Annotated in this window: 26 protein-coding genes; 14 read left to right on the forward strand and 12 right to left on the reverse strand. The window is 71.7% G+C overall.

Annotation, left to right across the window (positions count from 1 at the left end):
- Positions 1-52: 52 nt before the first annotated feature.
- A complete protein-coding gene (locus tag PV963_RS05365) occupies positions 53-466 on the reverse strand; it encodes a thioredoxin family protein (protein ID WP_274821945.1) in 414 nt (137 codons plus the stop codon).
- Positions 467-544: 78 nt separating this feature from the next.
- On the opposite strand from PV963_RS05365, the gene PV963_RS05370 reads away from it, so the two are divergent.
- Together PV963_RS05370 and PV963_RS05375 are read left to right on the forward strand one after the other, a co-directional pair.
- Positions 545-961, forward strand: coding sequence for a DUF4395 domain-containing protein (locus PV963_RS05370; protein WP_274814394.1), 417 nt, complete (start codon positions 545-547; stop codon positions 959-961).
- A 185-nt stretch (positions 962-1,146) separates the two neighbouring features.
- On the forward strand, positions 1,147-1,875 hold the full coding sequence (locus PV963_RS05375; RefSeq protein ID WP_274814395.1) for a lysophospholipid acyltransferase family protein: 729 nt from the start codon (positions 1,147-1,149) through the stop codon (positions 1,873-1,875).
- Between the two features lie 37 nt (positions 1,876-1,912).
- Here the strand turns inward: PV963_RS05375 and PV963_RS05380 are convergent, their stop codons facing one another.
- Positions 1,913-2,485: a transglutaminase-like domain-containing protein gene (locus PV963_RS05380; protein ID WP_274814396.1), complete on the reverse strand. Its 573-nt coding sequence runs from the start codon at positions 2,483-2,485 to the stop codon at positions 1,913-1,915.
- A gap of 174 nt (positions 2,486-2,659) precedes the next feature.
- On the opposite strand from PV963_RS05380, the gene PV963_RS05385 reads away from it, so the two are divergent.
- Positions 2,660-4,030, forward strand: a complete 1,371-nt coding sequence (locus tag PV963_RS05385) for a hypothetical protein (protein ID WP_274814397.1) — start codon at positions 2,660-2,662, stop codon at positions 4,028-4,030.
- A gap of 24 nt (positions 4,031-4,054) precedes the next feature.
- On the opposite strand, the gene PV963_RS05390 is transcribed toward PV963_RS05385, so the two are convergent.
- Genes PV963_RS05390 through PV963_RS05400 form a run of 3 tightly spaced genes read right to left on the reverse strand, consistent with a single transcriptional unit; the run spans position 4,055 to position 7,310 of the window.
- Entirely contained in the window at positions 4,055-5,125 is a 1,071-nt protein-coding gene (locus PV963_RS05390) for a threonine aldolase family protein (protein ID WP_274814398.1), read from the reverse strand.
- Positions 5,122-5,871: an SDR family oxidoreductase gene (locus PV963_RS05395; protein ID WP_274821946.1), complete on the reverse strand. Its 750-nt coding sequence runs from the start codon at positions 5,869-5,871 to the stop codon at positions 5,122-5,124. The genes PV963_RS05390 and PV963_RS05395 overlap by 4 nt, the downstream gene beginning before the upstream one ends.
- A gap of 41 nt (positions 5,872-5,912) precedes the next feature.
- Positions 5,913-7,310 (reverse strand): DUF6421 family protein, encoded by a 1,398-nt coding sequence (locus PV963_RS05400; protein WP_274814399.1) that lies wholly within the window; start codon positions 7,308-7,310, stop codon positions 5,913-5,915.
- 249 nt (positions 7,311-7,559) lie between these two features.
- Here PV963_RS05400 and PV963_RS05405 point away from each other — a divergent pair, with 249 nt between their 5' ends.
- A complete protein-coding gene (locus PV963_RS05405; protein ID WP_274814400.1) occupies positions 7,560-8,243 on the forward strand; it encodes a glycerophosphodiester phosphodiesterase in 684 nt (227 codons plus the stop codon).
- Positions 8,244-8,270: 27 nt separating this feature from the next.
- On the opposite strand, the gene PV963_RS05410 is transcribed toward PV963_RS05405, so the two are convergent.
- Entirely contained in the window at positions 8,271-8,810 is a 540-nt protein-coding gene (locus PV963_RS05410) for a GNAT family N-acetyltransferase (protein WP_274814401.1), read from the reverse strand.
- 70 nt (positions 8,811-8,880) lie between these two features.
- Here PV963_RS05410 and PV963_RS05415 point away from each other — a divergent pair, with 70 nt between their 5' ends.
- Positions 8,881-9,273: a VOC family protein gene (locus PV963_RS05415; RefSeq protein ID WP_274814402.1), complete on the forward strand. Its 393-nt coding sequence runs from the start codon at positions 8,881-8,883 to the stop codon at positions 9,271-9,273.
- A 2-nt stretch (positions 9,274-9,275) separates the two neighbouring features.
- Here the strand turns inward: PV963_RS05415 and PV963_RS05420 are convergent, their stop codons facing one another.
- Entirely contained in the window at positions 9,276-10,397 is a 1,122-nt protein-coding gene (locus PV963_RS05420; protein WP_274814403.1) for a GNAT family N-acetyltransferase, read from the reverse strand.
- Between the two features lie 179 nt (positions 10,398-10,576).
- On the opposite strand from PV963_RS05420, the gene PV963_RS05425 reads away from it, so the two are divergent.
- Together PV963_RS05425 and PV963_RS05430 are read left to right on the forward strand one after the other, a co-directional pair.
- The gene (locus tag PV963_RS05425; protein WP_274814404.1) at positions 10,577-11,338 is read left to right on the forward strand and encodes a VOC family protein; all 762 of its coding nucleotides are present in this window, start codon (positions 10,577-10,579) and stop codon (positions 11,336-11,338) included.
- 11 nt (positions 11,339-11,349) lie between these two features.
- The gene (locus tag PV963_RS05430; protein WP_274814405.1) at positions 11,350-12,315 is read left to right on the forward strand and encodes an aldo/keto reductase; all 966 of its coding nucleotides are present in this window, start codon (positions 11,350-11,352) and stop codon (positions 12,313-12,315) included.
- 33 nt (positions 12,316-12,348) lie between these two features.
- Here PV963_RS05430 and PV963_RS05435 read toward each other — a convergent pair whose 3' ends face one another.
- Positions 12,349-12,999 carry a MarR family winged helix-turn-helix transcriptional regulator gene (locus PV963_RS05435; RefSeq protein WP_425541014.1) on the reverse strand — a complete coding sequence of 217 codons (651 nt, stop codon included), beginning with the start codon at positions 12,997-12,999 and terminating at the stop codon, positions 12,349-12,351.
- Positions 13,000-13,370: 371 nt separating this feature from the next.
- Positions 13,371-15,035 (reverse strand): FUSC family protein, encoded by a 1,665-nt coding sequence (locus PV963_RS05440; RefSeq protein WP_274814406.1) that lies wholly within the window; start codon positions 15,033-15,035, stop codon positions 13,371-13,373.
- Positions 15,036-15,200: 165 nt separating this feature from the next.
- On the opposite strand from PV963_RS05440, the gene PV963_RS05445 reads away from it, so the two are divergent.
- From PV963_RS05445 to PV963_RS05465, 5 genes are all read left to right on the forward strand, one after another.
- Complete coding sequence (locus tag PV963_RS05445) at positions 15,201-15,761, forward strand: DUF5134 domain-containing protein (protein ID WP_274814407.1); 561 nt, start codon at positions 15,201-15,203, stop codon at positions 15,759-15,761.
- 99 nt (positions 15,762-15,860) lie between these two features.
- Positions 15,861-16,796, forward strand: coding sequence for a M56 family metallopeptidase (locus tag PV963_RS05450; protein WP_274814408.1), 936 nt, complete (start codon positions 15,861-15,863; stop codon positions 16,794-16,796).
- Between the two features lie 170 nt (positions 16,797-16,966).
- Positions 16,967-17,662, forward strand: a complete 696-nt coding sequence (locus tag PV963_RS05455; RefSeq protein WP_274814409.1) for a phosphatase PAP2 family protein — start codon at positions 16,967-16,969, stop codon at positions 17,660-17,662.
- Positions 17,663-17,671: 9 nt separating this feature from the next.
- Positions 17,672-18,361 (forward strand): HAD family hydrolase, encoded by a 690-nt coding sequence (locus PV963_RS05460; protein WP_274814410.1) that lies wholly within the window; start codon positions 17,672-17,674, stop codon positions 18,359-18,361.
- Between the two features lie 162 nt (positions 18,362-18,523).
- Positions 18,524-19,210: a TetR/AcrR family transcriptional regulator gene (locus PV963_RS05465; protein ID WP_274814411.1), complete on the forward strand. Its 687-nt coding sequence runs from the start codon at positions 18,524-18,526 to the stop codon at positions 19,208-19,210.
- On the opposite strand, the gene PV963_RS05470 is transcribed toward PV963_RS05465, so the two are convergent.
- Entirely contained in the window at positions 19,198-20,700 is a 1,503-nt protein-coding gene (locus PV963_RS05470; RefSeq protein ID WP_274814412.1) for an LVIVD repeat-containing protein, read from the reverse strand. The two genes, PV963_RS05465 and PV963_RS05470, sit on opposite strands and share 13 nt — an antisense overlap.
- Positions 20,701-20,822: 122 nt before the next feature.
- Between PV963_RS05470 and PV963_RS05475 the strand changes: the two genes are divergently transcribed.
- Positions 20,823-21,476 (forward strand): DUF305 domain-containing protein, encoded by a 654-nt coding sequence (locus PV963_RS05475; protein WP_274814413.1) that lies wholly within the window; start codon positions 20,823-20,825, stop codon positions 21,474-21,476.
- 28 nt (positions 21,477-21,504) lie between these two features.
- Here PV963_RS05475 and PV963_RS05480 read toward each other — a convergent pair whose 3' ends face one another.
- Positions 21,505-21,969, reverse strand: coding sequence for a DUF6214 family protein (locus tag PV963_RS05480; protein WP_274814414.1), 465 nt, complete (start codon positions 21,967-21,969; stop codon positions 21,505-21,507).
- A gap of 209 nt (positions 21,970-22,178) precedes the next feature.
- Between PV963_RS05480 and PV963_RS05485 the strand changes: the two genes are divergently transcribed.
- A complete protein-coding gene (locus tag PV963_RS05485; RefSeq protein WP_274814415.1) occupies positions 22,179-23,522 on the forward strand; it encodes an FAD-dependent oxidoreductase in 1,344 nt (447 codons plus the stop codon).
- Between the two features lie 29 nt (positions 23,523-23,551).
- Here PV963_RS05485 and PV963_RS05490 read toward each other — a convergent pair whose 3' ends face one another.
- The gene (locus PV963_RS05490) at positions 23,552-23,896 is read right to left on the reverse strand and encodes an ArsR/SmtB family transcription factor (RefSeq protein ID WP_274814416.1); all 345 of its coding nucleotides are present in this window, start codon (positions 23,894-23,896) and stop codon (positions 23,552-23,554) included.
- Positions 23,897-23,911 lie beyond the last annotated feature (15 nt).

A 23,911-nucleotide genomic window follows, 5' to 3' on the forward strand; every position in this document is an offset into this window, starting at 1 on the left:
GTCAAGTGCGTTCCCTGATGTGGGAGATGACTCACTGACGGGGTCGCGTCCGTCACACCGCCTCCCCCAGCGCGGCGATCACATCCGCCTTGCGCGGCTGCCCGGTGGCCCGCCGCACCACCCGGCCATCGGCGTCGAGGACCAGCACGGTCGGGGTCTTGAGGATGTCCAGCCGTCGTACGAGGTCCAGGTGCGCCTCGGCGTCGATCTCGACGTGGGTCACACCCGGGACCATGCCGGCGACCTCGCCGAGGACCCGCCGGGTCGCCCGGCAGGGCGCGCAGAACGCGCTGGAGAACTGCACGAGTGTGGCCCGCTCGCCCAGTTCCGCGCCCAGCTCGGCCGCGTCCAGCCGCTTGCCGTCGTCCCGCCCGCGCACCCGCACTCTCCCGCTCCGCCGCCGTTGCAGCACTCCGTAGGCGCTCGCCGCCGCGAGCACCAGTACGCACACCACCAGTCCGGTCATCACCTGCTGCAAGCGTTCACGAGACCGCAAAGATTCCCGCCCTTCCCGCGGGCCCGTACTGCGGAATGCTTGGTTCCCATGGACATCGATGTGAGAGGGCCGCGTTTCGGTGCGGCCGTGACGACCGTCGTCCTGGCGGTCGTCCTGGTCACGGGGAGCGCGTGGCTGCTGGCCTGGCAGACGCTGGCGTTCCTGCTGGGCGCGGCGGGCGGGGTGACCCGGTCGCCCTACGGCCTGCTGTTCCGGAAGGCCGTGCGGCCGCGACTCGGGCCGCCGACCGCGTTCGAGGCGCCCGAACCGCCGCGTTTCGCCCAGGCGGTGGGGCTGGTTTTCGCCGGGCTCGGGCTCGTGGGCTACACCCTGGGGCCCGGCTGGCTGGGTCTCGCGGCGACCGGCGCCGCGCTCGCGGCCGCCTTCCTGAACGCCGTGTTCGGGTACTGCCTGGGATGCGAGATGTACCTGCTCATGCGGCGGGTGACGGTACGCGCGGAGTAATGGGGGCGTAAAAGCACGAGGTGGGATCCGCGGCGACGTGACGAGAATCTCCTCACGCGCGGGCACGGGGACTGGCTACCCGGCCGTTCTTCGGGCACGATCTGCGACAAGCCGTAAACCTACGGCTGCGTAACTTTCCACTGGGAATCCCTTCCCAGGCAGAGCAGGAAGGGTCCGACCCGCCCATGGCAGAGCTCGTCTACCGTCCCGTCGTCGGTTTCGCCCGCACGCTGTTCAAGGCGTGGGACCTCAAGATCGACTGCCAGGGTTCGGAGAACATCCCGCGCTCGGGCGGCGCCGTGCTGGTGAGCAACCACATCAGCTACCTGGACTTCGTCTTCAACGGCCTGGCGGCCCTGCCTCAGAAACGTCTCGTGCGCTTCATGGCGAAGGAGTCCGTCTTCCGCCACAAGATCTCGGGCCCGCTGATGCGCGGGATGAAGCACATCCCCGTGGACCGCAAGCAGGGCGAGGCGGCCTACGCGCACGCCCTGGACTCGCTGCGGTCGGGCGAGATCGTCGGGGTCTTCCCGGAGGCGACCATCTCGCAGTCGTTCACACTGAAGAGCTTCAAGTCGGGCGCCGCGCGCATGGCCCAGGAGGCCGGCGTCCCGCTGGTCCCGATGGCGGTGTGGGGCACGCAGCGGCTGTGGACCAAGGGCCACCCCCGCAACTTCAAGCGCAGCCACATCCCCATCACGATCCGGGTCGGCGAGGCGATCGAGGCCTCCCGCGACAAGTACGCGGGCGCGATCACCCGTCAGCTGCGCGGGCGCGTCCAGGAACTCCTCGAGGCCGCCCAGCGCGCCTACCCCGTACGCCCGAAGGGCCCGGACGACACTTGGTGGATGCCGGCCCACCTCGGCGGCACGGCTCCGACGCCGGAGCAGGTGCGGGAGGCCGAGGCGCACTGACCCCCGGAGGTGACCGGCCCGGGCTCGCGGTCCTGCCTCAGAGTGCGGTGGGGAGCGTCTCCCACAAGTGGGGCCGGTCGCGGGCTGCTTTGAGGGTGTCGAGTACGACCGGGTGAGGCGCGGCATACAGCACCGGACAGTCCGTCTCACCGGACGCCGTATCGGGCGTGAAGGCGAGCCGCTCGCCGTCCAGGGAGAACTGCGCGTCCACACCCGGCTTGTTGCCCCGGGGGTCCTGCCGGTGCCATGCACCGTTGAACCGGACGGCGACCAAGCCGTGCACCACGTCGAGCTTCTGGTAGCACAACGCGGTCGGGATGTCCTCGGCCCGTAGCAGCGCCGCGAGCGCGTGGGCCTTGGCGTAGCAGATGCCGGTGCGCTGTTCCAGGACATCACTGGCGCGCCAGGTGACGCGGAGATCGCCCGAATCCTGCGAGTGCGCAATGGTGTCGCGCACGAACTCGAACGCCGCCTGCGCATACTCATACGAGTTCGCCACACCCCTGGCCAGCTTGGCCGCCGCCTCGCGAACGACCGGATGGTGATGGTCTATCGCCTCGTCAGCGGCCAAGTAGGCGGAGAGGTCGGGGGTTTCCTGGATCAGCTGCATGCAGGCAGAGCATAGGGATGAGATCACCCCTGGGTCAATTCATTTTCGAGCGTCCGTATATCTATGCATCGGCTGGAAGAACGGCTGAACCCCGCCGCAACCACCCGCCCGGCCACAACCCTTCCCCCGCGCCACCGGTCTCGGCCTCCGCAGATCCGTGACAAGGGGGAAGACATGAAGGACCCACACCGCCTGCTCGGCGCCGCGCTCGTGAGTTGCGCCCTGGCGGCGGCCGGAATCGGGGCCGGGCCCGCGTACGCCCAGGAGAACCAGCTGTGGATCAGCGCGCCCTACGAGACGGTGCTGCCGGGCGCGGACGGGGACGGCGGCGCGCGTGAGCGCAGCCTGGCCGTGGAGGTCAGCCGCGACGTCGCCGACGACAGGGTCCCGGCCGGGCGACTGACCGTCGACATCAGCGAGATCGCCTCGTTCGCGCGGGTGTCCTGGCCGGCGAACTGCGAACCCGAGTCGGAGGTCAGGGCGGTCTGCGACTTCCCCGAGATGCCCGTCGGGACGGAGAGCGTGCCGGCCGCCGTGTTCGGGCTGCGCGCGCTGCCGGGAGCGGACGCCGGCGCCTCGGGGTACGTGCGCTACTCGGCCGTCGCCGGAGAGGCGACGTCCCACCCGGCCGAGACCCGCGTCGGCGTGGGCGACGGCCCGGACCTCGGCCTCAGTCAGGCCGACTACCAGCACGGCCTCAGGCCGGGCTCGAAGACCGGCGTGCGCGCCACGGTCTCCAACAGCGGCAACCGCACCGCGGAGCGCACACTGCTGTGGCTCAACGCCTCGTACGGGCTGCGTTTCGAGGAGCGGCACGCCAACTGCGAGTACCGGGAGCACCACACCGGTACGTCCGCCCTGTGCGTGCTGGACGAGGCGGTGGCACCGGGGCAGCAGTACGCGCTGGACACCGGTCTCGGCGTGGGCCGCAAGGCGCTGTACGAGCGGTTCGACCACGCCGTCCATCCGTACTCCGACGAGGCGCTGGAGGAGATGCGCGGCGAGGGGACGTGGACCCGGGGCACGGGCGCCGAGCTGGACCTGCGTCCCGTGGCCGCCACCCGGGCCGCGGCAGCGGAGTCCGACATCGACCCGCAGGACAACTACCGGACCGTCATGCTCAACGCCCGGAACACCGCCGACCTGAAGCTCACCGACAGCAGGGTGAGCGGGGCCGCCGGTGACACCGTGACCGCCCGGGTCACCGTGCACAACCGCGGTCCGGCCTGGGTGGCGTCGCTGGGTGCGGGCGCCGCCGTGGCGAAGGTGCGGTTCCAGGCGCCGGAGGGGACCACGGTGACGGGGCTGCCGGAGGAGGACTGCTGGACCTCGGCGGACGGCACGTCCCCCACGACCTACTACTGCAGGACGCCGATCTACCTGCACGACAAGGCGTCGCACACCTTCGAGATCCCCTTGCGGATCGACCGGGTGGTGCGCGGCGCACACACCACCGTCGCCACCGTCAACGACGATCCCGAGCTGAGCATCGGGAAGTTCGACCCGAACCTGCGCAACAACAGCGCAAGGATCGTCGTCAACTGACGCGGCAGCCGTGAGGAGGTGGCCCTAGCGGGCCATCTCCTCCTTCAGTGCCGCGACGAACGCGTCCACGTCCTCCTCGGTCGTGTCGAAGGCGCACATCCAGCGGACGTCGCCCGCGGCCTCGTCCCAGAAGTAGAAGCGGAACCGCTTCTGCAGGCGCTCGCTCACGTCGTGCGGCAGGCGGGCGAACACCGCGTTGGCCTGCACCGGGTGGAGGATCTCCACGCCGTGCACGGCGCGTACGCCCTCGGCGAGGCGCTGGGCCATCTCGTTGGAGTGGCGGGCGTTGCGCAGCCACAGGTCGCGGGCGAGCAGGGCCTCCAACTGCACCGACACGAAGCGCATCTTGGAGGCGAGCTGCATGGACAGCTTGCGCAGGTGCTTCATGTGGCTGACGGCGTCCTGGTTCAGGACCACGACCGCCTCGCCGAACAGGGCACCGTTCTTCGTGCCGCCCAGGGAGAGGATGTCGACACCGGCGGCGTTGGTGAGCGTGCGCATCGGGACGTCCAGGGTGGCGGCGGCGTTGGCCAGCCGGGAGCCGTCCAGGTGCACCTTCATGCCGTGCGCGTGGGCGTGCTCGCACAGGGCGCGTATCTCCTCCGGCGTGTAGACCGTGCCCAGCTCGGTGGCCTGGGCGATGGAGACTACCTGCGGCATCGCGCGGTGCTCGTCGTCCCAGCCGTACGCCTGCCGGTCGATCAGCTCGGGCGTGAGCTTGCCGTCGGGCGTGGGCACGGTGAGCAGTTTCAGGCCGCCGACGCGCTCGGGCGCCCCGCACTCGTCGACGTTGATGTGGGCGCTCTCGGCGCAGATCACCGCGCCCCAGCGGTCGGTGACCGCCTGGAGGGCGACGACGTTGGCGCCGGTGCCGTTGAAGACCGGGAACGCCTCGGCCGTGGCCCCGAAGTGGCTGCGGACAACGCTCTGGAGGTTCTCGGTGTAGGCGTCCTCGCCGTACGCGACCTGGTGCCCGCCGTTGGCCAGGGCCAGGGCGGCGAGCACCTCCGGGTGGGCGCCGGCGTAGTTGTCGCTGGCGAAACCGCGGACCTCGGGGTCGTGATGGCGACGGGCGTCGGTCTTCGGCGGGTTCACGGCTTCTCGGTGAGCCACAGACGGTTTCCGTTCACTTCGGCGGCGGGCTTCTGCCAGACCTCGGTGATGGCCTCGGCCAGGTCCTTGACGTCCGTGAAGCCCGCGAACTTCGCGTTGGGTCGCTCGGCGCGCATCGCGTCGTGCACCAGTGCCTTCACCACCAGGATGGCAGCCGCCGAGGTCGGGCCGTCGGGGCCCCCGGCCTTGCGGAAGTAGTCGGCCATGGCCAGCGTCCACGCCTCGGCGGCGGCCTTGGCCGCGGCGTAGGCGGCGTTGCCCGCGGTGGGCTTGCTGGCGCCCGCCGCGCTGATCAGCACGTAGCGACCGCGGTCGCTGCGCTGGAGCGCCTCGTGGAAGGCGAGGGACGTGTGCTGCACGGTGCGCACGAGCAGCATCTCCAGGAAGTCCCAGTCGTCCAGGCTGGTCCTGGTGAAGGTCTCGCTGCCGCGCCAGCCGCCCACGAGATGGACCAGGCCGTCGACGCGGCCGAAGTCCTTCTCGATGCGGGTGGCCCAGTCGTGAGTCGCCCGCAGGTCGAGCAGGTCGACCGTGTCACCGGTGACGGTGGCGCCGCCGGTCGCGTAGCTCGCCGCGTCGACCGCCTCCGCCAGCCGCTCCGGGTCGTTGTCCGAGCCGATGACGGTGGCTCCCGCCTCGGCCAGCCTGAGCAGTGCGGCCCGGCCCGCGGGTCCTCCCGCTCCGGCCACCGCGATCACCGCGCCGCTGAGCGCCCCGTTCCCCGCCATGGTCTTCGCCTCCTGAGCAGTGTTCTCGCTTCGCCGATCGCTCACGCGGCGATCCGCTCGGCGCCGTCCGCCGTGATGCCCTTGGTGGAGGCGATCACGTTCTTCAGCTTCTTGGACAGTGCCTCATAGAACATGCTCAGCGGAAACTCGTCCGGAAGCACGTCATCGACGAGTTTCCGCGGCGGCTGCGTCACGTCCAGCGCGTCGGGGCCCTTGGCCCACTTCGAGCCCGGGTGCGGGGCGAGGTAGGTGGAGACGAGCTCGTACCCGGCGAACCAGTGGACGAGCTTGGGGCGGTCGATGCCGTCGCGGTAGAGCTGCTCGATCTCGGCGCACAGCTGGTTGGTGACCTGCGGGGCGCGCTCCCAGTCGATCGAGAGCTTGTTGTCCTTCCAGCGGACGACGTCGTGTTTGTGCAGGTAGGCGAAGAGGAGCTGGCCGCCGAGGCCGTCGTAGTTGCGCACGCGCTCGCCGGTGACGGGGAAGCGGAACATGCGGTCGAAGAGGACCGCGACCTGCACGTCACGCGCCTGCGGCACGCCGTCGGCGGCCAGCTTCACGGCCTCCTTGAAGGCGGTGAGGTCGCAGCGCAGCTCCTCCAGGCCGTACATCCAGAACGGCTGGCGCTGCTTGATCATGAACGGGTCGAACGGCAGGTCGCCGTGGCTGTGGGTGCGGTCGTGGACCATGTCCCACAGGACGAACGCCTCCTCGCAGCGCTTCTGGTCGTGGACCATGGCGGCGACGTCCTCGGGCAGCTCCAGGCCGAGGATGTCGACGGCGGCGTCGGTGACGCGGCGGAAGCGGGCGGCCTCGCGGTCGCAGAAGATGCCGCCCCAGCTGAACCTCTCGGGGGCCTCGCGCACGGCGATGGTCTCGGGGAAGAGCACGGCGGAGTTGGTGTCGTAGCCCGCCGTGAAGTCCTCGAACTTGATGCCGCAGAACAGCGGGTTGTCGTAGCGGGTGCGCTCCAGTTCGGCCAGCCAGTCCGGCCAGACCATGCGCAGCACGACCGCTTCGAGGTTGCGGTCCGGGTTGCCGTTCTGCGTGTACATGGGGAAGACGACCAGGTGCTGGAGGCCGTCCGCGCGGTTCGCGGCGGGCTGGAAGGCCAGCAGCGAGTCGAGGAAGTCAGGCGCCTGGAAGCCGCCGTCGGCCCACCGGCCGAGGTCCTTGGCCAGGGCCTCGTGGTAGTCGCGGTCGTGCGGGAGCAGCGGGGAGAGCTCCAGGACCGCGTCCGTGACATGACGGACGGCGAGCTCGGCATCGGCCGGGTCGGGCGCGCCCTCGGCGTCGAAGTCGATCGACCCGTCCTTGGACTGCCATGGCCGGATCCGCTCCACGGCATCCTTGAGCACGGGCCATGCCGGGTGCTCCACCACCCTGACCACGGGAGGAACCCGTTCCTCCGAACCCACCTGCACAAGAATTTCCGTCATGTCCCACCCTCCACGGGAGAATCTCGCGTACACCGACCGTATACATACGAGGTTCCTCCCAGCAAGGGTCGCCTCGGGAAAATATCCTGCTCTACCCCGCCCTTCACCGCATTTTTTCCTGCCGGTCACGCTTATGCCCGCACGCGCGCCGACCATGCCCTCACCCTCTGCACAGGGTGGGTGCAGGCGATACGGTCAGGTGGGCCGTCAGGCCCCCAGTGCCGCCTGTCGACGGAAGAGAGTCGCGTCTTGAACTTCCTCACCATCGGTCACCGCGGAGTCATGGGTGTGGAACCCGAGAACACCCTCCGGTCCTTCGTCGCCGCGCAGGAGGCCGGTCTCGACGTCATCGAACTCGATCTGCATCTGAGCAAGGACGGCGCGCTCGTCGTCATGCACGACACGGACGTGGACCGCACGACCGACGGCACCGGGCCGATCGCCGAGAAGACCCTCGCCGAGCTGCGGGCCCTGGACGCGGGCCGGGGCGAGCGGGTGCCGGTCTTCGAGGAGGTCCTGGAGGCCGTATCGACGCCGCTCCAGGCTGAGATCAAGGACGTGCAGGCGGCGCGGGCCCTGGCCGAGGTGATGAACCGGCGCGGGCTGGCCGGCCGGGTGGAGGTGTCCTCGTTCCACGACGAGGCGATCGCCGAGATCGCCCGCCTGGTGCCGGGGGTGCGCACCGCGCTGATCGCCAGCCGGTACGGCACCGACATCGTGGAGCGGGCCGTCCAGGCCGGTGCCGCGACCGTCTGCCTGAACATCCGCCGGCTCACCCTGGAGATCGTGGAGCGCGCCCGCAAGGCCGACCTGAGGATCATCGGCTGGGTGGTGAACACGCAGGACCATCTGCGTCTCGTCCGCGCCTTCGGTCTGGACGGCGCGACGACCGACCACCCGGACATCAAGCGCACGGGCCGTTTCACGGCGTAGGGCCCGGTGCTGAACAGGCCCTGGTGACTAGGCGAGCTCCTTGACCAGCAGCTCGAACTCCAGGTCGTCGCGCTGCGGGATGCCGAAGCGCTCGTCGCCGTACGGGAACGGGGTCGTCCGTCCCGTACGGCGGTAGCCGCGGCGCTCGTACCAGGCGATGAGGTCGTCGCGTACGGAGATCACGGTCATGTGCATCTCCGTCACGCCCCAGGTCTGGCGCGCCTGCCGCTCCGCCTCCGCGATGATCACCTTGCCGAGGCCCGCGCCCTGGAGCCGGGGGCTGACCGCGAACATCCCGAAGTAGGCGTGCTCTCCCCGGTGCTCGAGCTGGCAGCAGGCGACGATCGGCCCCTCCCGCTCCACCGTCAGCAGCCGGCCGTCGGGCGACTTGATAACGGCCAGCACACCCTCCGGATCGGTCCGCTGCCCCTGGAGAATGTCCGCCTCGGTGGTCCACCCGACCCGGCTCGCGTCGCCCCGGTACGCCGACTCGATCAGCGCGACCAGCTCGTCCACGTCGGCGTCCGTGGCATCGCGGAAGGTCAGTCCGGTGGCGGCGGTGTCCATGGGCGTACGTCTCCGTTTCGTGGGGCGCGCGGGCAGGGACGAGAGTAACTCCGCCCCTAGGCTCCGGTGCATGGTGCATGTACTCAGCAGCCGACTCCTGCTCCGCCCCAGCGACCCCGAGCGGTCCCGTGCCTTCTACGGCGAACAGCTCGGGCTCGCCGTGTACCGGGAGTTCGGCACGGGGCCGGAACGCGGGACGGTCTACTTCCTCGGCGGTGGCTTCCTGGAGGTCTCGGGCCGGTCCGAGGCCCCGCCGGCGCCGGCCACGCGGCTGTGGCTGCAGGTCGACGACGCGGCGGCGGCGCAGGACGAGCTGCGGGCGAAGGGCGTGGAGATCGTACGGCCGCCGGTGAAGGAGCCCTGGGGGCTGGTCGAGATGTGGATCGCGGATCCGGACGGGACGCCGATCGTGCTGGTGGAGGTCCCGGCGGACCATCCGATGCGCTACCGGCCGGGCATCTGAGGTCACCCGGGGCGGTGCTCCCAGCCCCGGTCGGTGCGGGTCAGCTCGCGAAAGCCCGCACCTGTCAGGTGGCCGAGCATGGTGCTGTCGGCGGCGGATTCGTAGGCGACGAGCCGGTCGACACCGCACAAGCGAAGCCAGTCGGCGGCCTGGCCGAGCAGCCAGTGCTCCAGTCCCGTGCCGTACTGCGCGGGGTCGATGTGCAGGTTGCCGATGTCGGCCAGACCGGCGGCGCGGGCGTGGCGTTCCGGGCGGGCCAGGGCCGTGTCGATCTCGACGAAGCCCAGGGGGCGTCCGCAAAGTCCCGTCGTCCGCCGGGAGGGCGGGCCCTGCGGCGTCCGGTGCGTGCTCTCGGCGTGCCGGGCGGACGCCCGCGTACTGGTTGTACGCGGGTGTTCACCCGGTGCGGCGAGTGGGGGTCCCCCCTGCTCGAAGCGCTTGGGGGAGCGTGCCGGGCGTCGCAGGGCAGGCGGGACTTTGCGGACACCCCCTGGGGCGCCGGTGTCGGCGCGGGCCGTGAAGCGGGTGCCGCACTCCCCCAGCGTGCGCTCGATCGTGACGCCGGGCCGGGGCTCGGGCGCCGGCAGGTCGGCCACCCGGGCGATCAGGATGACCTCGGTGTCCCCGACGTGCCGGAAGCCCGCCCGTTCGTAGACGGCCCGGATGTGCGGCCAGTTGCGGGGCAGGCCGTAGACGAGGGGGGCGGGCAGCGCGCCGTCGGCGTACCGGACGCGTACGTTCCAGCGGGCGAACTGTGCCAGGCACGCCCGCATCAGGAGGTCAGCGGCCTGGTCGGCGTCCGGCCAGAACGACGCCGCCGGACGGCACACGAACCAGTCGATCTCGGCGGCGTCCCGGTAGCTCTCGCCGACCTCGGCGTCGGCGCGGTAGCGCAGCAGGTGGGCCGCGGCGACGACGTACTCGCGCTGCTCGGCGACGAGCGTCGTCCGCTCGGCCACCCACGGGTCGGTGATGAACTCGCCGGGCTGCCGCTCCAGGTCGCTGAGGACGGTGTTGACCGAGACCGAGACTCCGGGGACGACGGCCGCCACGTGCATGTTGACCAGGTCGGTGAGCTGGTCGCGGTCGGCTCGGCGGAAGGGGCGCACCTCGAGCGCGGGCATGGGAAACCTCCGGGCAGGGTGAAGGAGCTGGAGGCCGCCACGCGGTGCGGTACGGGGATGAGGGTATGCCGGGGCCGGTGCGGCACACCAGTGGGTTTTCCCGGATGGCAGGGAGAACGGACCGCGGCTTAGCGTGCTGGAGAGGCTCAAGCCCGGGGACCCCCTGTGGAAGGAACGCCATGAAGCTCGACGCACCGGTGACCGGCGGGCCCTGCTGGACCGAGCTGGGGACCACCGATCCGGTGGCGGCCCAGCGGTTCTACACGAGACTGTTCGGCTGGCGGCCCGGGACGGACCCGCGTCAGGAGGCGGGCGGCTACACCGTCGCGCACCTCGGGAACGCGGCCGTCGCCGCGCTCGCCCCGCTGTACCAGCCGTCGCAGCCGGTCGCGTGGAACGTGTCGTTCGCGGTGACCGACGCGGACGCCACCGCCCATGAGGTGACCGAGGCGGGCGGGACGATGCTGTTCGGCCCGGTGGACGTGCTCGACGCGGGCCGGTTCGCGGTGGCCGCCGATCCGGGCGGTGCCGTGTTCCAGATGTGGCAGGCGGGCACCTTCCGGGGCGCCGGGCTGTTCAACGCACCCGGTTCGCTGGGCTGGGTGGAGCTGTACACCCGGGAGCCCGAACAGGCCCTGGCCTTCTACACGCGGGTGTTCGGCTGGACCGTCAACGCCTCGGAGCGGTACACCCAGTGGGGCGTCGGCGGGGCGGACTTCGGCGGCATGGTGACGATGGACGACAAGTTCCCGCCCGAGGTCCCGGCGCACTGGCTGCCGTACTTCGCCGTGGCGGACGTGGACGCCACGACCGCCGTCGTCCAGAAGCACGGCGACGTCCTCATGGTCCCCACCTCCGTGCCCGACGGACCGCGCATCGCGGTGCTGCGGGACCCGCAGGGGGCGATGTTCGGCGTGTACCGGGCGGGCGACGAGGGTTGAGGCGACGGTGTGTGACGCCGGGGTCGTGGTTCGCCCGAATCGTCGATGCCTATGCGGAGGCGGGCGGCAACTTCATCGACACCGCCGACAACTACACCGACGGCAGCTCGGAACGGATCCTCGGGGCGCTGCTGGAGGGTCGCCGCGACACGTTCGTACTGGCCAGCAAGTACACCTGCGGGATCCGCGACGGCGACGTCAACGCCGCGGGCAACCACCGCAAGAACCTCATCCAGTCGGTGGAGGCGAGTCTGGAGCGGCTGCGCACCGACCGGCTGGACGTGCTGTGGGTGCACGCCCGGGACAACTTCACACCGGTCGAGGAGGTCATGCGGGCCCTGGACGACCTCGTCCGCACGGGCAAGGTGCTGTACGTCGGCGTCTCGGACTGGCCGGCCTGGGAGATCGCGCAGGCCAACACCCTGGCGGAGCTGCGGGGCTGGACCGCGTTCGCCGGTTCGCAACTGCGCTACAGCCTGCTGGAGAGGACCCCGGAGCGCGAACTGCTGCCCCAGGCGAGGGCGTTCGACCTGGCGGTGCTGGCATGGGCGCCGCTCGCGGCCGGGAAGCTCACCGGCAAGTACCGCAGGGGCGAGACGGGGCGGCTGGACACCACGGGCGATGACATCGACCCGCGCGAGGAGGCGGTGATCAGTGCCGTCCTGGAGATCGCCGAGCAGGGCGGCTGGAGTCCGGCCCAGGTGGCGCTGGCCTGGCTGCTGGCCCGGCCGGGCAACGTGGTCCCGATCATCGCGGCGACCAAGGAGAGCCAGCTCGCCGACAATCTGGGCAGCGTCGACGTCCGCCTCGACGCGGATGCCCTCGCCCGCCTCGACGAGGTGAGCGCGGTGCCGCTGGGCTTCCCGCACGACTTCGTCCGCGAACCGGCCATCACCCGCGCCATCGACGGCGACCGCTGGCCGGCCATCGAGGACCGCCGCTCCACGCACCGCCGCACGGCGCACGAGGTGCTCTGACCGGTGAGCCGGGCCGCGGCCCCGCCTGGACGTTCAGCTCCTCAGCGCGCCCAGGCGGCCCTCCAGCTGAGCGAGCAACTCCCCGAGCAGGGCTGCCAGTTCGCCCTGCTCGGGGCCGTCCAGGCCGGACAGGACCGCGGTCTCGTAGGCGAGCTGGGCGGGCAGGATGCCGTCGACGAGCTCGCGTCCGGCGTCGGTGAGGCGCAGGTGGGCGACGCGGCGGTCGCGGGTGTCGCCGCGGCGTTCGACCAGGCCGCGTTCGGTCAGTTGCTTGAGGCGCTTGGTGACGGCGGCGCCCGAGGAGAAGGTCTCCCTGGCCAGCTCGCCGGGCGTCAGCTCGTGCCCGGTGCGGCGCAGGGCGCCGAGCAGATCGAACTCGGGACGGCTGAGCCCCGCCCTGCGCAGGGGCGCGTCCTCGGCCTGCTGGAGGAGGGCGGCGCAACGGTTGATCCGCCCGATGATCTCCATCGGCCCGGTGTCGAGCCCGGGGTGAACGGCCTGCCACTGCCGGACGACGGCGGCGACGGTATCGCCCTGCCGACGGCCGACTGGATCCCCATCGACGGCAGAGGCATCACCGGCTGGATCCCGCCCGGGCTCAGGGGCCTCACCGCCCCAGCCTCCTCCAGCCGCAAGAGCCTCGCCCCCCGGGCGCCCTCCAGCCCCGGAAGTCCCGCCGGCCAGATCACCTTCAGCCACAGGGGCGGCACCGCCGGCGACTCCTCCAGCCGCAGACGTCCCGTCATCCAGGCCCTTTCCGGCCGCAGGGGCCTCGCCACCCGGGCCCCCTCCAGCGGCCGAAGCGATCCCGCCATCCAGACCCCTTCCAGCCGTAGAACCCCGGCCATCTGGGCCCTCTCCAGCCGCCTGAGCCCGATCGGCAAGGTCCTCTCCCACCCCCTGGACCTCATCAGCCGCCTGCCCGTCCCTCACCGGGTCCCCCACCGGCTCCCCTCCGGCCACCGGCTTCGGGCCCGGCCCCGGGCCGGCCCCGGTCGCCGGCTCCGGGCCGCCCCCTGGCCCGTCCCCGCTGGGCGATGGTCCATCCGTCGCCGTCATGGCCGTGCGTCCTCCGTCTCCATGTCCGCGCCCCGGTCAGGGAGCAGCCCCTGGCGTCGTGCCGTCGCGGCGAGCGTACGGTGTCCGGACTGTTCGGCGAGCACGACCCGCTCCTGGGGCAGAGCGCGCTGCCACCATTCGCCGGCCGCGGCGTCGGCGGTGGCGCGCAGATCGGCCAGGGCGACGGCGAGTGCGCGGCGGGCGGCCTCCAGGGCGGCGGCGTCGGGGTCCGGCTCGGCCAGGAGGCGGGCGGCGCGCTCGCGGGCCCGGTCGGCGGCGGTCAGGGCGCGTTCGACGCGGTCACCGGCACGCCGGTTGGTGACGGCCACGGCGGCGACGAAGCCGACCAGGGCTCCGACGACCGTGTCCACGATCCGCTCCGTCATCAGCTCGCCCGGCTTCTGGTACCCGGCGAACTCGGTGATGAGCAGCGCCATGGGGGTCACGCAGACGCTGCCGAGCCAGTAGTTGCGGCTGATCAGCAGCTCGGCGCCGAAACTGAACGCCAGGCAGCACAGTACGAGAGCCGCCTGGCCAAGGTGCGCAAGCGGTACGACGGCCGCGAAGACGAGCACTCCGACGACGTTCCCCACGACGCGCTGGACGGCCCGGCTCCAGGTCAGGGCGACGTTGGCCTGGTAGAGCGAGGCGGCGGTGACCAGGGCCCAGTAGGGGCGGCCGTTGCCGAGGGCCAGGGAGGCGTAGCCGGCGAGCGCGCAGCCGAGCGCGGTGCGTACCGCGAGCGGGGTCAGCGGGCCCAGCCGCGCCCAGAGACCGCGGGCCGCCTCCACCCCGAGCAGTTCGTCGGCGGCGGCCCGCGGCAGCCCGGCCTGCGGGACGGGGCCGGTACCGCGCAGCGCGCCCGCCCACGCACGCAGACGGTCGGCGTCCGCCTCCGTCGGCGCGGCGAGGGCCACCTCGGCACGGACGACGAGCCGTTCGAGCGCGCGCCGGGTACGGGAACGGACGCCGGTGGACAGCAGCGACTGCCAGGCGGCCTGCACGGCGGCGTAGCCCGTGGCGCGGGCCCGGGCATGGCCCTCACCTGTGCCGCACGTGTCGGCGTACGCGGCGGCGGCCTTCAGCGCGGCGGCGGTGGCGCGGCGCTCCGGGCCGTGCGGGCGGACCAGCGCGGGCGCCATGCAGACCAGCCAGGCCCAGACACCCGTCCCGGCGGCCAGGGCCAGATGGCCGGGGACCTGGGCGAGGGTCTGCGGCGCGAACAGGGAGGCGGAGCTGACGAAGGTGAGGACGACGTTGCCGGGCGGTCCGACACGGGTGGCGTCGCACAGCACCTTCTGCGCGGCGGCCAGCAGAGCGCCGACGGTGACCAGCACGACGGCACTGCCGGTGAGCGAGGCCGCGACCAGGGCGACGGCGAGCCCGCCGAGCATGCCGAGCACCACCCACACCAGGGTCCCGGCCCGGGCGGCGTACGGCCGGTTGTGGGCGTACAGCGCGCACAGGGATCCGGCCATCGTGTACATCGCCAGGTCGAGCCGGCCGAGCGCCAGCAGGGTGAGGTTGGGCGGGGCGATCGCCGCGACCACGCTCAGCGCGGGCTTGAACCAGATGTCCGACGGGCGGCCGACGCGCAGCACGCCCGCCAGCGGGAGACGCCGGGAGGGCGGGGAGGCGGGGGCGGGGGTCGCACTGCTCATAACAACAAGATTAGCAGGTGTTTTACCTGTAAAACACATTCCTTCACTTGGCGTGCTCCGTCGAATGCTCCCCGTGTACATCCTTGCGCTCGCGTGCGCGCCACATCACCCGGGCATCGAATGACCGACTGTCGGACCGACCGACTGCCGAGCGGGGAGGTGCGCGTGCACGGACCGGCTTCGTCCGGCTGGCTGCTGGTGGCGCTCTGCGCGGTGACCGGTGCCTACTGCCTGGTGCGGATGCGCGGGGGCACCGGGGAGCAGCGCGGCACCGCGGGCGGCGAGGCGCTGATGGGTTTCGGGATGGCCGCGATGGCCGTGCCGGCGGCGGTGTTCACTCCGCCCTCGTGGGCCTGGCCCGCCTACGCGGTGGTGTTCGGGGCGGCCGCGGTTCCCGCGCTGTGGGCGGCGCGGACCGGCGTTCACCACCTCCACCACCTGGTGGGGGCCGGGGCCATGGTCTACATGTCCGTCGTCATGGCCGGCGCTCCCGCACACGCGCACGGACAGGGGGGATCGGGAGTGCCGCTCCTGACGGGTGCGCTGCTGCTCTACTTCGCCGGATACGTGCTGCTGACCGGCGTCCGGCTGGTGCCGGTGACCGCCATGGCGGGAAGCGGGGCCGGGGGCGGCGCGTCCGCCGGGTGGGGCGACCGGCCGGAGCTGGCGCGGGCCTGCCGGCTGTCCATGGGGATCTCGATGGTGGCGATGCTGCTGACGCTGTGAGCGGGACCGTCCCGGCACGCCGTACGGATCCGTTGCCTGCGTCACTTCGGCGCCACAAGTCGTACCTCTGGGCGGCACCGCACTCATAGGCTGCGCTTCATGATGCTCCCCGCGGCACTGTTGCTGCTCGGCGCCCTGGCCGCCGTGGTCGCTCCCCGGCTGCTCGCCCGGGCGGACTGGCCGGATCGTGAGCCGGTCGTGGCGCTGTGGGTGTGGCAGTGCGTGGTGGCGGCCGTGCTCCTGTGCTGTGCGCTGTCGATGACGCTCAGCGCGGCGGCGGCCTGGCACGCGGTCGGCGGGCACGTCTTCGCGACGGCGCCGAGCCCGGTCGTCGAGGCCTACGCGCTCGGTACGGCGGGTCCCTGGGCGGCGGCCACCGCAGTGGCGCTGGCCGCCGGCGGGCTGTGGAGCGCGGCGATGCTGGTCCGCGAGATCGGCGGGGCGCGCGCCCGTGGCCGCCGTCGGCGTGCCGATCTGCTGGTCAGGGCGCCGCTGCTGCCGGGCGAGGTGGCCGTGTCCGGCCGGCTCGTCGTCCTGGAGAGCGAGCAGCCCGACGCCTGGTGGCAGCCCGGCACTCCGCCGCAACTGGTCGTCACCACGGCCGCGTTGCGCCGGCTGAAGGGCCGGCAGCTGGACGCCGTGCTCGCCCACGAGCAGGGGCACGCGCGGGCCCGGCACGACTGGCTGCTGAACTGCTCCTCCGCACTTGCGGGTGGCTTTCCGCAGGTGCCGGTGTTCGCCGCGTTCCGCGACGAGATGCACCGCCTGGTCGAACTCGCCGCCGACGACACTGCGTCCCGCCGCTTCGGCCGTCTGACCACGGCCCTGGCTCTGGTCGAGCTCAACGAGCACCGTGGTGTGTTCGGCCCCTGCCCGACGCCACAGGCACATGTCCCGGCGCGGGTGAACCGGCTGCTCACTCCCCCGGACCGGCTGCCCGCGGCACGCCGGCTGCGGCTGACGGCGGCGGCCGCACTGGTGCCCGTGGTACCGGTACTGGTCGCGTTCGTACCGGGGTTGCGGGCGCTGGGATAGCCGGGAGGAACGCCCCGGGGCCGGTGGCGTCCGTGCCGATTTCGCAGGCCTCACAGCAGACCTCGGAGCAGCCCTCAAAGGGGCGTCAGCGTGGCCGAAGCGTGCGGTTCGGGACCCGAAGATCGTCACCGTACTGGATCCGGAGCCCCCGGTTCGGCGAGGATCGCATCATGCACACCCCGACCGTCGACTCCCCGCCCCGCCCGCAGCACCGCACCGCCGCCCGGTCGGCCGGCGTCCTGGCCCTGTGCTCCGTTGTACTGCTGGCCCTCGTCGCGACCAGATGGAGCCCGTTGATCAGCGCGGACGGGGACATCTCCGCCACCACCCACCGCTGGGCGGTCGAGGAATCCGGCATCACCCAGGCGTGCCGCATCCTCACGGACTGGGTGTGGGATCCGTGGACCATGCGACTGCTGTGCGCGGTCGTCGTCGTGTGGCTGGTGGTGCGGTTCGCGGCGCGCTGGACGGCGGTGTGGCTGGCGCTGGCCGTGACGCTGGGCACGTTGTTCCAGCAGGCCCTCAAGGCGGTGGTGGACCGCCCCCGCCCGGTCTGGCCCGACCCTGTCGACTCGGCCCACTACTCGGCTTTCCCGTCGGGCCACGCCATGACCGCCACGGTCGTGTGCGGCCTCCTGCTGTGGCTCCTGCACCGTCACGGTGTCGGCCGTGCCGTGTGGCGTACGGCCGTGACCGTGGCCGTCGTGTCCGTGGTCGGCGTGGGGCTGACCCGTGTCTGGCTGGGTGTCCACTGGCCGTCGGACGTGGTGGGCGGCTGGCTGCTGGGCGCGACCGTGGTGGCCCTGGCCGTGTGGGCGCACGAGCACCGGCAGCCGCGCACCCGTCCGGACACCGCCGCTTCGTAGGATCACCCCATGACGGCTGTGTTGTTCGACTTCTCCGGAACGCTCTTCCGTGTCGAGTCCACCGAGTCCTGGCTGCGCGGCGTGGTCGCCGACGCGGGAATCCCCTTCACCGAGGCGGAGTTGTCCGCCACCGCGCGGGCGCTGCAGGCGGTCGGGGCGCTGCCGGGCGGTGGCGATCCCGCCCGGGTGCCGGCCGAACTCGCCGACGCCTGGCTGATCCGGGACCAGAGCGCCGCACTGCACCGGGCCGCCTACACCGGCCTCTGCCGCCAGGTCACGCTGCCCGACCCGGCGTTGCACGACGCGCTGTACGACCGCCATATGACACCGGCGGCCTGGACCCCGTACCCGGACGCCGTCGAGGTGCTCCGCGCGCTGCGGGAGCGGGGCATCCCCGTCGGTGTGGTCAGCAACATCGGCTGGGACCTGCGCCCGGTGTTCCGCGAGCACGGCCTGGACCCCTATATCGACGCGTACGTCCTGTCGTACGAGCACGGCATCCAGAAGCCTGATCCGCGGCTGTTCGCCACCGCCTGCGAGGCGCTCGGCGCCGATCCGCGCCGGACACTCATGGTCGGCGACGACCGCAGGGCGGACGGCGGGGCCGCCGCCCTGGGATGCGCAGTGCACTTCGTGGATCACCTGCCGGTGACCGACCGGCCGGACGGACTGCGTCCGGTCCTGGACCTGGTGAGCTGAGGCCACCACCAGGTCACCTGGTCACAGGTGACCTGCTCGCCCGCCTCGGACGATCCCCCGTGTCGCCCGAGGCAGACGGCATCCCCGGCTCGGACCGCACGGTCCTGGCCGGACGTCTCCGAGTATAGTTGGCTGGCAGCCAGTCAACGCAGGAGTTTCCGCATGTCCCCGCGCAGCGCCTCGGTCAATGAAGAGTTGCGGAGGCGTTCGAAGGAGCGGCTTCTCCAGGCGGCGGTCGAGCTGGTCGGCGAGCGCGGCTTCGAGGCCACGACGCTCGGCGACATCGCCGACCGGGCGGGCTCGGCCCGCGGGCTGGTCTCGTACTACTTCCCGGGCAAGCGCCAGCTCGTGCAGTCCGCCGTGCACCGGCTGATGCACCGCACGCTGGAGGAGGCGCTGGAGCGCGAGCCGCGTACCGAGGACGGCAGGGAGCGGATGGCCCGGGCCATCGACGCGACTTTGGGCCTGGCCAGGGACCGGCCCGTGCTGATGCGCCAGCACATGGCCGGGCTGTTGCAGGCCGAGGGCTTCGTGCCCTGCCCGGAACAGCGGCGCCTGGCCGAGCTGCTGCGGGACACCGTCGCCCGGCTCGGGTCGCGGGACGTCGACAGCGACTACCCGATGCTGCGGGCCCTGCTGATGGGTGCCGTGTACGCCGCCCTGGTGCCGGGGGTGCCGATGCCGGTCCCGGTGCTGCGCGCCGAGTTGTTCAAGCGCTACCAGCTCGACTGGGAGCTGGGCCTCCCGCCGGAGACCGAAGCCTCCGACGGGAGGAGCGACAGGGATCTGTCGCGGTTCTTCGCGACCGGGGCCGCACCGCAGTGCGGTCCGAAGGGTCAGCCGAAGTAGTCCGGCTGCGTCTGGACGTTGAGCTCGGGCAGGCGGACCCACCGTGCCGGGTCCGTGCGCCGGTCCTTGATCTTCAGGACGTCGAAGCCCTTGGTGATCTCGTTCGAGTAGATGTAGCCGTTGTAGTAGTACGCCGACCACGAGCCGCCGAAGGTCAGCCGGTCGGTGCTCGCCGGGCCGCGTTCGAAGTAGGCGATCTCCCTGGGCTTCGACGAGTCGGTGAACTCCCAGACGGAGACACCGCCCTGGTACCAGGCCTGCACCATCAGGTCCCTGCCCTTCACCGGGATCAGCGAGCCGTTGTGGGCCACGCAGTTCTCGGTGTCCGCCTGGTGGCGGGGGATCTTGAAGTAGCTGCGGAAGACGAGCTTGCGCTCGTCGCCCTTGCCGACGATGTCGTAGATGCCGTCGGCACCGCGGTTCGGGCCGGTCGCTTCGTTGCAGGTGGCCCCGGGACCGCCGCCCAGTTCGTCGGTGAACACGACCTTGTTCGCCTTCTGGTTGAAGGTCGCCGAGTGCCAGAAGGCGAAGTTGACGTTGTCCTGCACCCGGTCGATGACCTTCGGGCGCTCCGGGTCCTTGACGGAGAACAGAATGCCGTCCCCCATGCAGGCGCCCGCGGCCAGGTCCTTCGAGGGCAGCACGGTGATGTCGTGGCAGCCGGTGGTCTTGGTCACGCCCGGGTTGGTGGGACCGCCCGGGTTGCCGCCGCCGTCCGGCCCCTCACCGGGGAACAGCAGGGGGAAGCCCACGACCGCCGCCTTCTCGGGCGCGTTCCGCGGCACCTTGATGACGGAGATGCCGTCGTGCGGCGGCTGGCAGTCGGGGTAGGCGGCGTTCGGCGAGTACGAGGAGACGTACACGTAGACGTTCCGCCGCTCGGGCACCAGGGTGTGGGTGTGCGAGCCGCAGGCGGTCTCGACGGCGGCGACGTACCTCGGGTTCCGCTTGTCGCTGATGTCGAAGACCTTCATGCCCTCCCACGAGGACTTCTCGGTCGCCGGCTGCGTGGTGCTGCTGCAACTGCTGTCGCTGCGCGAGGAGTCGGTGGACAGGAACAGCAGGTCGCCGGAGACGGAGATGTCGTTCTGCGAGCCCGGGCACAGCACCTGGGCCACCGTCTTCGGTGCCCTGGGATTGGCGATGTCGAAGATGCGGAAGCCGTCGTAGTTGCCGGCGAAGGCGTACCTGCCCTGGAAGGCCAGGTCCGAGTTGGTGCCGGACAGCACGTCCTTGGGGATGTTGGCGACGTGCTCGATGTTGGCGGAGTGGACGATCTCGTCCTGGCCGGGTATCTCGCCGTTCGCGATGGCCTCGCGCGCCTCGGCCTGCGCGCTCTTGGAGACCTCCTTCGGCGTGGGCGGCACGTCCCCCGGGTCGGGGGTGGCCCCTGCCGGCGCCGCCACGAGGAGCGCGGCCAGCAGTCCGCCGGCGATCGCGCCTGCTCCCAGGCGTCTGCGGCGTGTTCTGCGGTCGTTCAACAGGATCACTGTTTTCCTCCCTGGTTTCCGTTCGCTGACGGAACGGTTCACGCACCACGCAGTATCGCCCTCGTCATGCCCATATCAATAGGCTGTAATGTCCCCCAACCTGTCTGCCACAGGAGGTCGTTGTGCTCTTCCGCCGTGCGTCTCGTACGTCCGTCGTCATGACGGGGCTGGTCGCCTTGGCCGCACTCACGGCCGGGGGTTGCGACTCAAGTCCGGACCGGAAGCCGGCAGCCGCGGACGGACCCGCAGTGATCGCGCCGGGCGAGCCCGGCGAGGCGAACCGCACCCTGTCCGCCGAGGAAGCCGCCGGCCGGCACTCGGAGAACGACTCCCCCAACTCGGCGGATGTCTCCTACGCCCGCATGATGATCGAACACCACGCCCAGGCCCTCGTGATGACCGAACTCGCCCCGGAGCGCGCGGAGTCGGCGAAGGTGAAGCGGGTCGCCGCACGGATCGCCGCCGCCCAGAAGCCGGAGATCGATGCCATGAAGAGCTGGCTGAAGTCGTACGGCAAGCCGCTGAAGGCCGAACGGCACGAGCACGCCGCGATGCCCGGAATGGCGACCGAGACGCAGCTGAACGAACTCCGCGCGGCTCACGGAAAGGCCTTCGATCAGCTCTTCCTGACGCTGATGACGACCCATCACCAGGGCGCGATCACGATGGCCGCGGACGTGAAGGGACAGGGGAACAACATCCGGATCGAGGAGATGGCCGACGAGGTGATCGCCCAGCAGACAAGCGAGATCACGCGGATGCGGGACATGCTCTAGGGAGCGTCGAACGCCGGGCCGGACCCGCTCAGCGCCGGGCGCGGCGTGGTGTCAGGAGTCCGGCGTCCCGGGCCTGGCCGATCAGTCTGAGGGACTTGCGGCGGCTGTGCCCGGTCGCGCACATCACGGCGAGGACCGGATCGGCACCGTCCTGCTGGGCCGCGCGGTACTCCCGCGCCACCAGCCACCGCCCCTCGGCACCGCGCGGCCCGGCCGGCCGGGCGCGCCGTCCCTGGGCTCCGCGGCCTTCGGGAATCGTCCCGGCACCGGCGCAGCACGCCTCGACCAGCGAGTCCTCGATCCAGTCGGCGAGCACCGCCAGGTCGTCGAGGGACAGCGCGGGCTGCGCGCGTACGTCCTCGACGCCGACGCATCCCCCGGCCACGACGGCCAGTGCGTCGACGTGGGCGCCGTCCGTGAAGGCCAGCCGGACGTCGAACCACCGCGTGGCGTCCTCGTTCTCCCGCACTTCCCACGCGGGCCGTACGGACACCGCGCTGTCCGCCGGCGAGCGATCAGAAAGGTTGAGAAAGGATGCTTCCAGCACACACAGAACGTAACCGCATGATCACATTCCATACAGATCGGACACGCGCCCCGAGTGGAGCACGGCACCCTGTCAGCGGAGCCCGGCCGGTGCGATGCTGGAGGAGTCAGCGCTCTCGTGAGACCCCTCGGGATCCCCGGGTAAGGAGTTCCGCCGTGCTGCGAGTCGCCGTCGTAGGCTCCGGGCCGAGCGGGTGCTACACCGCCCAGAGCCTCGTCCAGCAGGACCCCGAGGTGCACGTCGACGTCCTGGACCGGCTGCCGTGCCCCTACGGCCTGGTCCGCTACGGCGTGGCTCCGGACCACGAGAAGATCAAGTCGCTCCAGAACAACCTGCGCACGATCCTGGAGCACGACCGGGTCCGGTTCCTCGGAGGCGTCCAGGCCGGACCCGGCGGGGTGCCGGCCGCCCGGCTGCGGGAGATCTACCACGCGGTGGTGTACTGCGTGGGCGCCGCCACCGACCGCCATCTGGGCATCCCCGGGGAGGACCTGCCGGGCAGTTGGTCGGCGACGCAGTTCGTGTCCTGGTACAGCGCCCACCCGGACGCCGTGGACGCCGGGTTCCTGCGGGACGCCCGGTCGGCCGTGGTGATCGGCGTGGGGAACGTCGCCGTGGACGTCACCCGGATGCTGGCGCGCGGCCTGGCCGAGCTCAGCCCGACCGACATGCCGCAGGCGGCCCTGACCACACTGGCGGCGAGCCGGGTGACCGAGATCCACATGGTGGGCCGGCGCGGCCCGTCCCAGGCCCGCTTCACCACCAAGGAGCTGCGCGAGCTGGGCACCCTGCCGGAGACCGACGTCACCGTGGACCCGGCGGAGCTGGCCCTGGACCCCGGGTACACCGACCCGTCCGCACTGCCCGCCCCGCAGCGCCGCAACGTGGAGGTGCTGCGCGGCTGGTCCGAGACACCGCCGAGCGGCGCCCCGCGCCGGATCCGGCTGCGCTTCTTCCTCCGCCCGGTCGAACTGCTCGCCGAGCAGGGCCACGTGGGCGCGGTGCGCTTCGAGCGGACGGCGCCGGACGGGCACGGCGGCGTGACGGGCACGGGCCGGTTCGAGGACTTCGAGGCGCAGTTGGTGCTGCGCTCGGTGGGCTATCGCGGAGTGCTGCTGGAAGGACTGCCCTTCGACCCGGACCGGGGCACGGTGCCGAATCTGGCCGGGCGCGTTCTGCGCGAGGGCGTCGTCACGCCGGGCGAGTACGTGGCCGGCTGGATCAAGCGGGGCCCGACGGGCGTCATCGGCTCGAACCGCCCCTGCGCGAAGGAGACGGCGACGTCCCTGCTGGAGGACGCCCCGGTCCTCATCCACAAGGACGTCCCCGAGGACCCGCTCACGGCACTGCGCGCAGAGGGAGCCGACCCGGTCGAGTGGACGGGCTGGCAGTCGATCGAACAGGCAGAGGCAATGCTGGGAGCGTCACTCGGCAGGAACGTGGTGAAGCTCCCCGACTGGCAGTCCCTCATGACCGCCGCGCACGGCGACGCGTTCTAGCACCCGTACCGGACCACGGACGATCAGCCTCAGAGCCGCCCGGCCTGCCGACCCGCGGCATCGAGCAGGGCATCCATAAGCCCCGGGAACAGCTCGTCCAGATCATCCCGCCGCAGCCCGTTCATCTTGGCCGTCCCCCGGTACACCTGCCGAATCACCCCACTCTCCCGCAACACCCGGAAGTGATGCGTGGTCGTGGACTTCGTGACCGGCAGGTCGAAGTGCGAACAGGACAACTCCCCGCTGACCGCGGCAAGCTCCCGCACGATCCGCAGCCGCATCGGGTCGGAGAGGGCATGCAGCACACCCTCCAGCCGGATCTCGTCACGCACGGGATGCGGCAGGTCGCGGCTGCTGACGGCGGGAGAGGTCACGGCGGCTCCACTTCC

The sequence above is a fragment of the Streptomyces coeruleorubidus genome, from assembly GCF_028885415.1.
Taxonomy (GTDB): Bacteria; Actinomycetota; Actinomycetes; order Streptomycetales; family Streptomycetaceae; genus Streptomyces; species Streptomyces coeruleorubidus_A.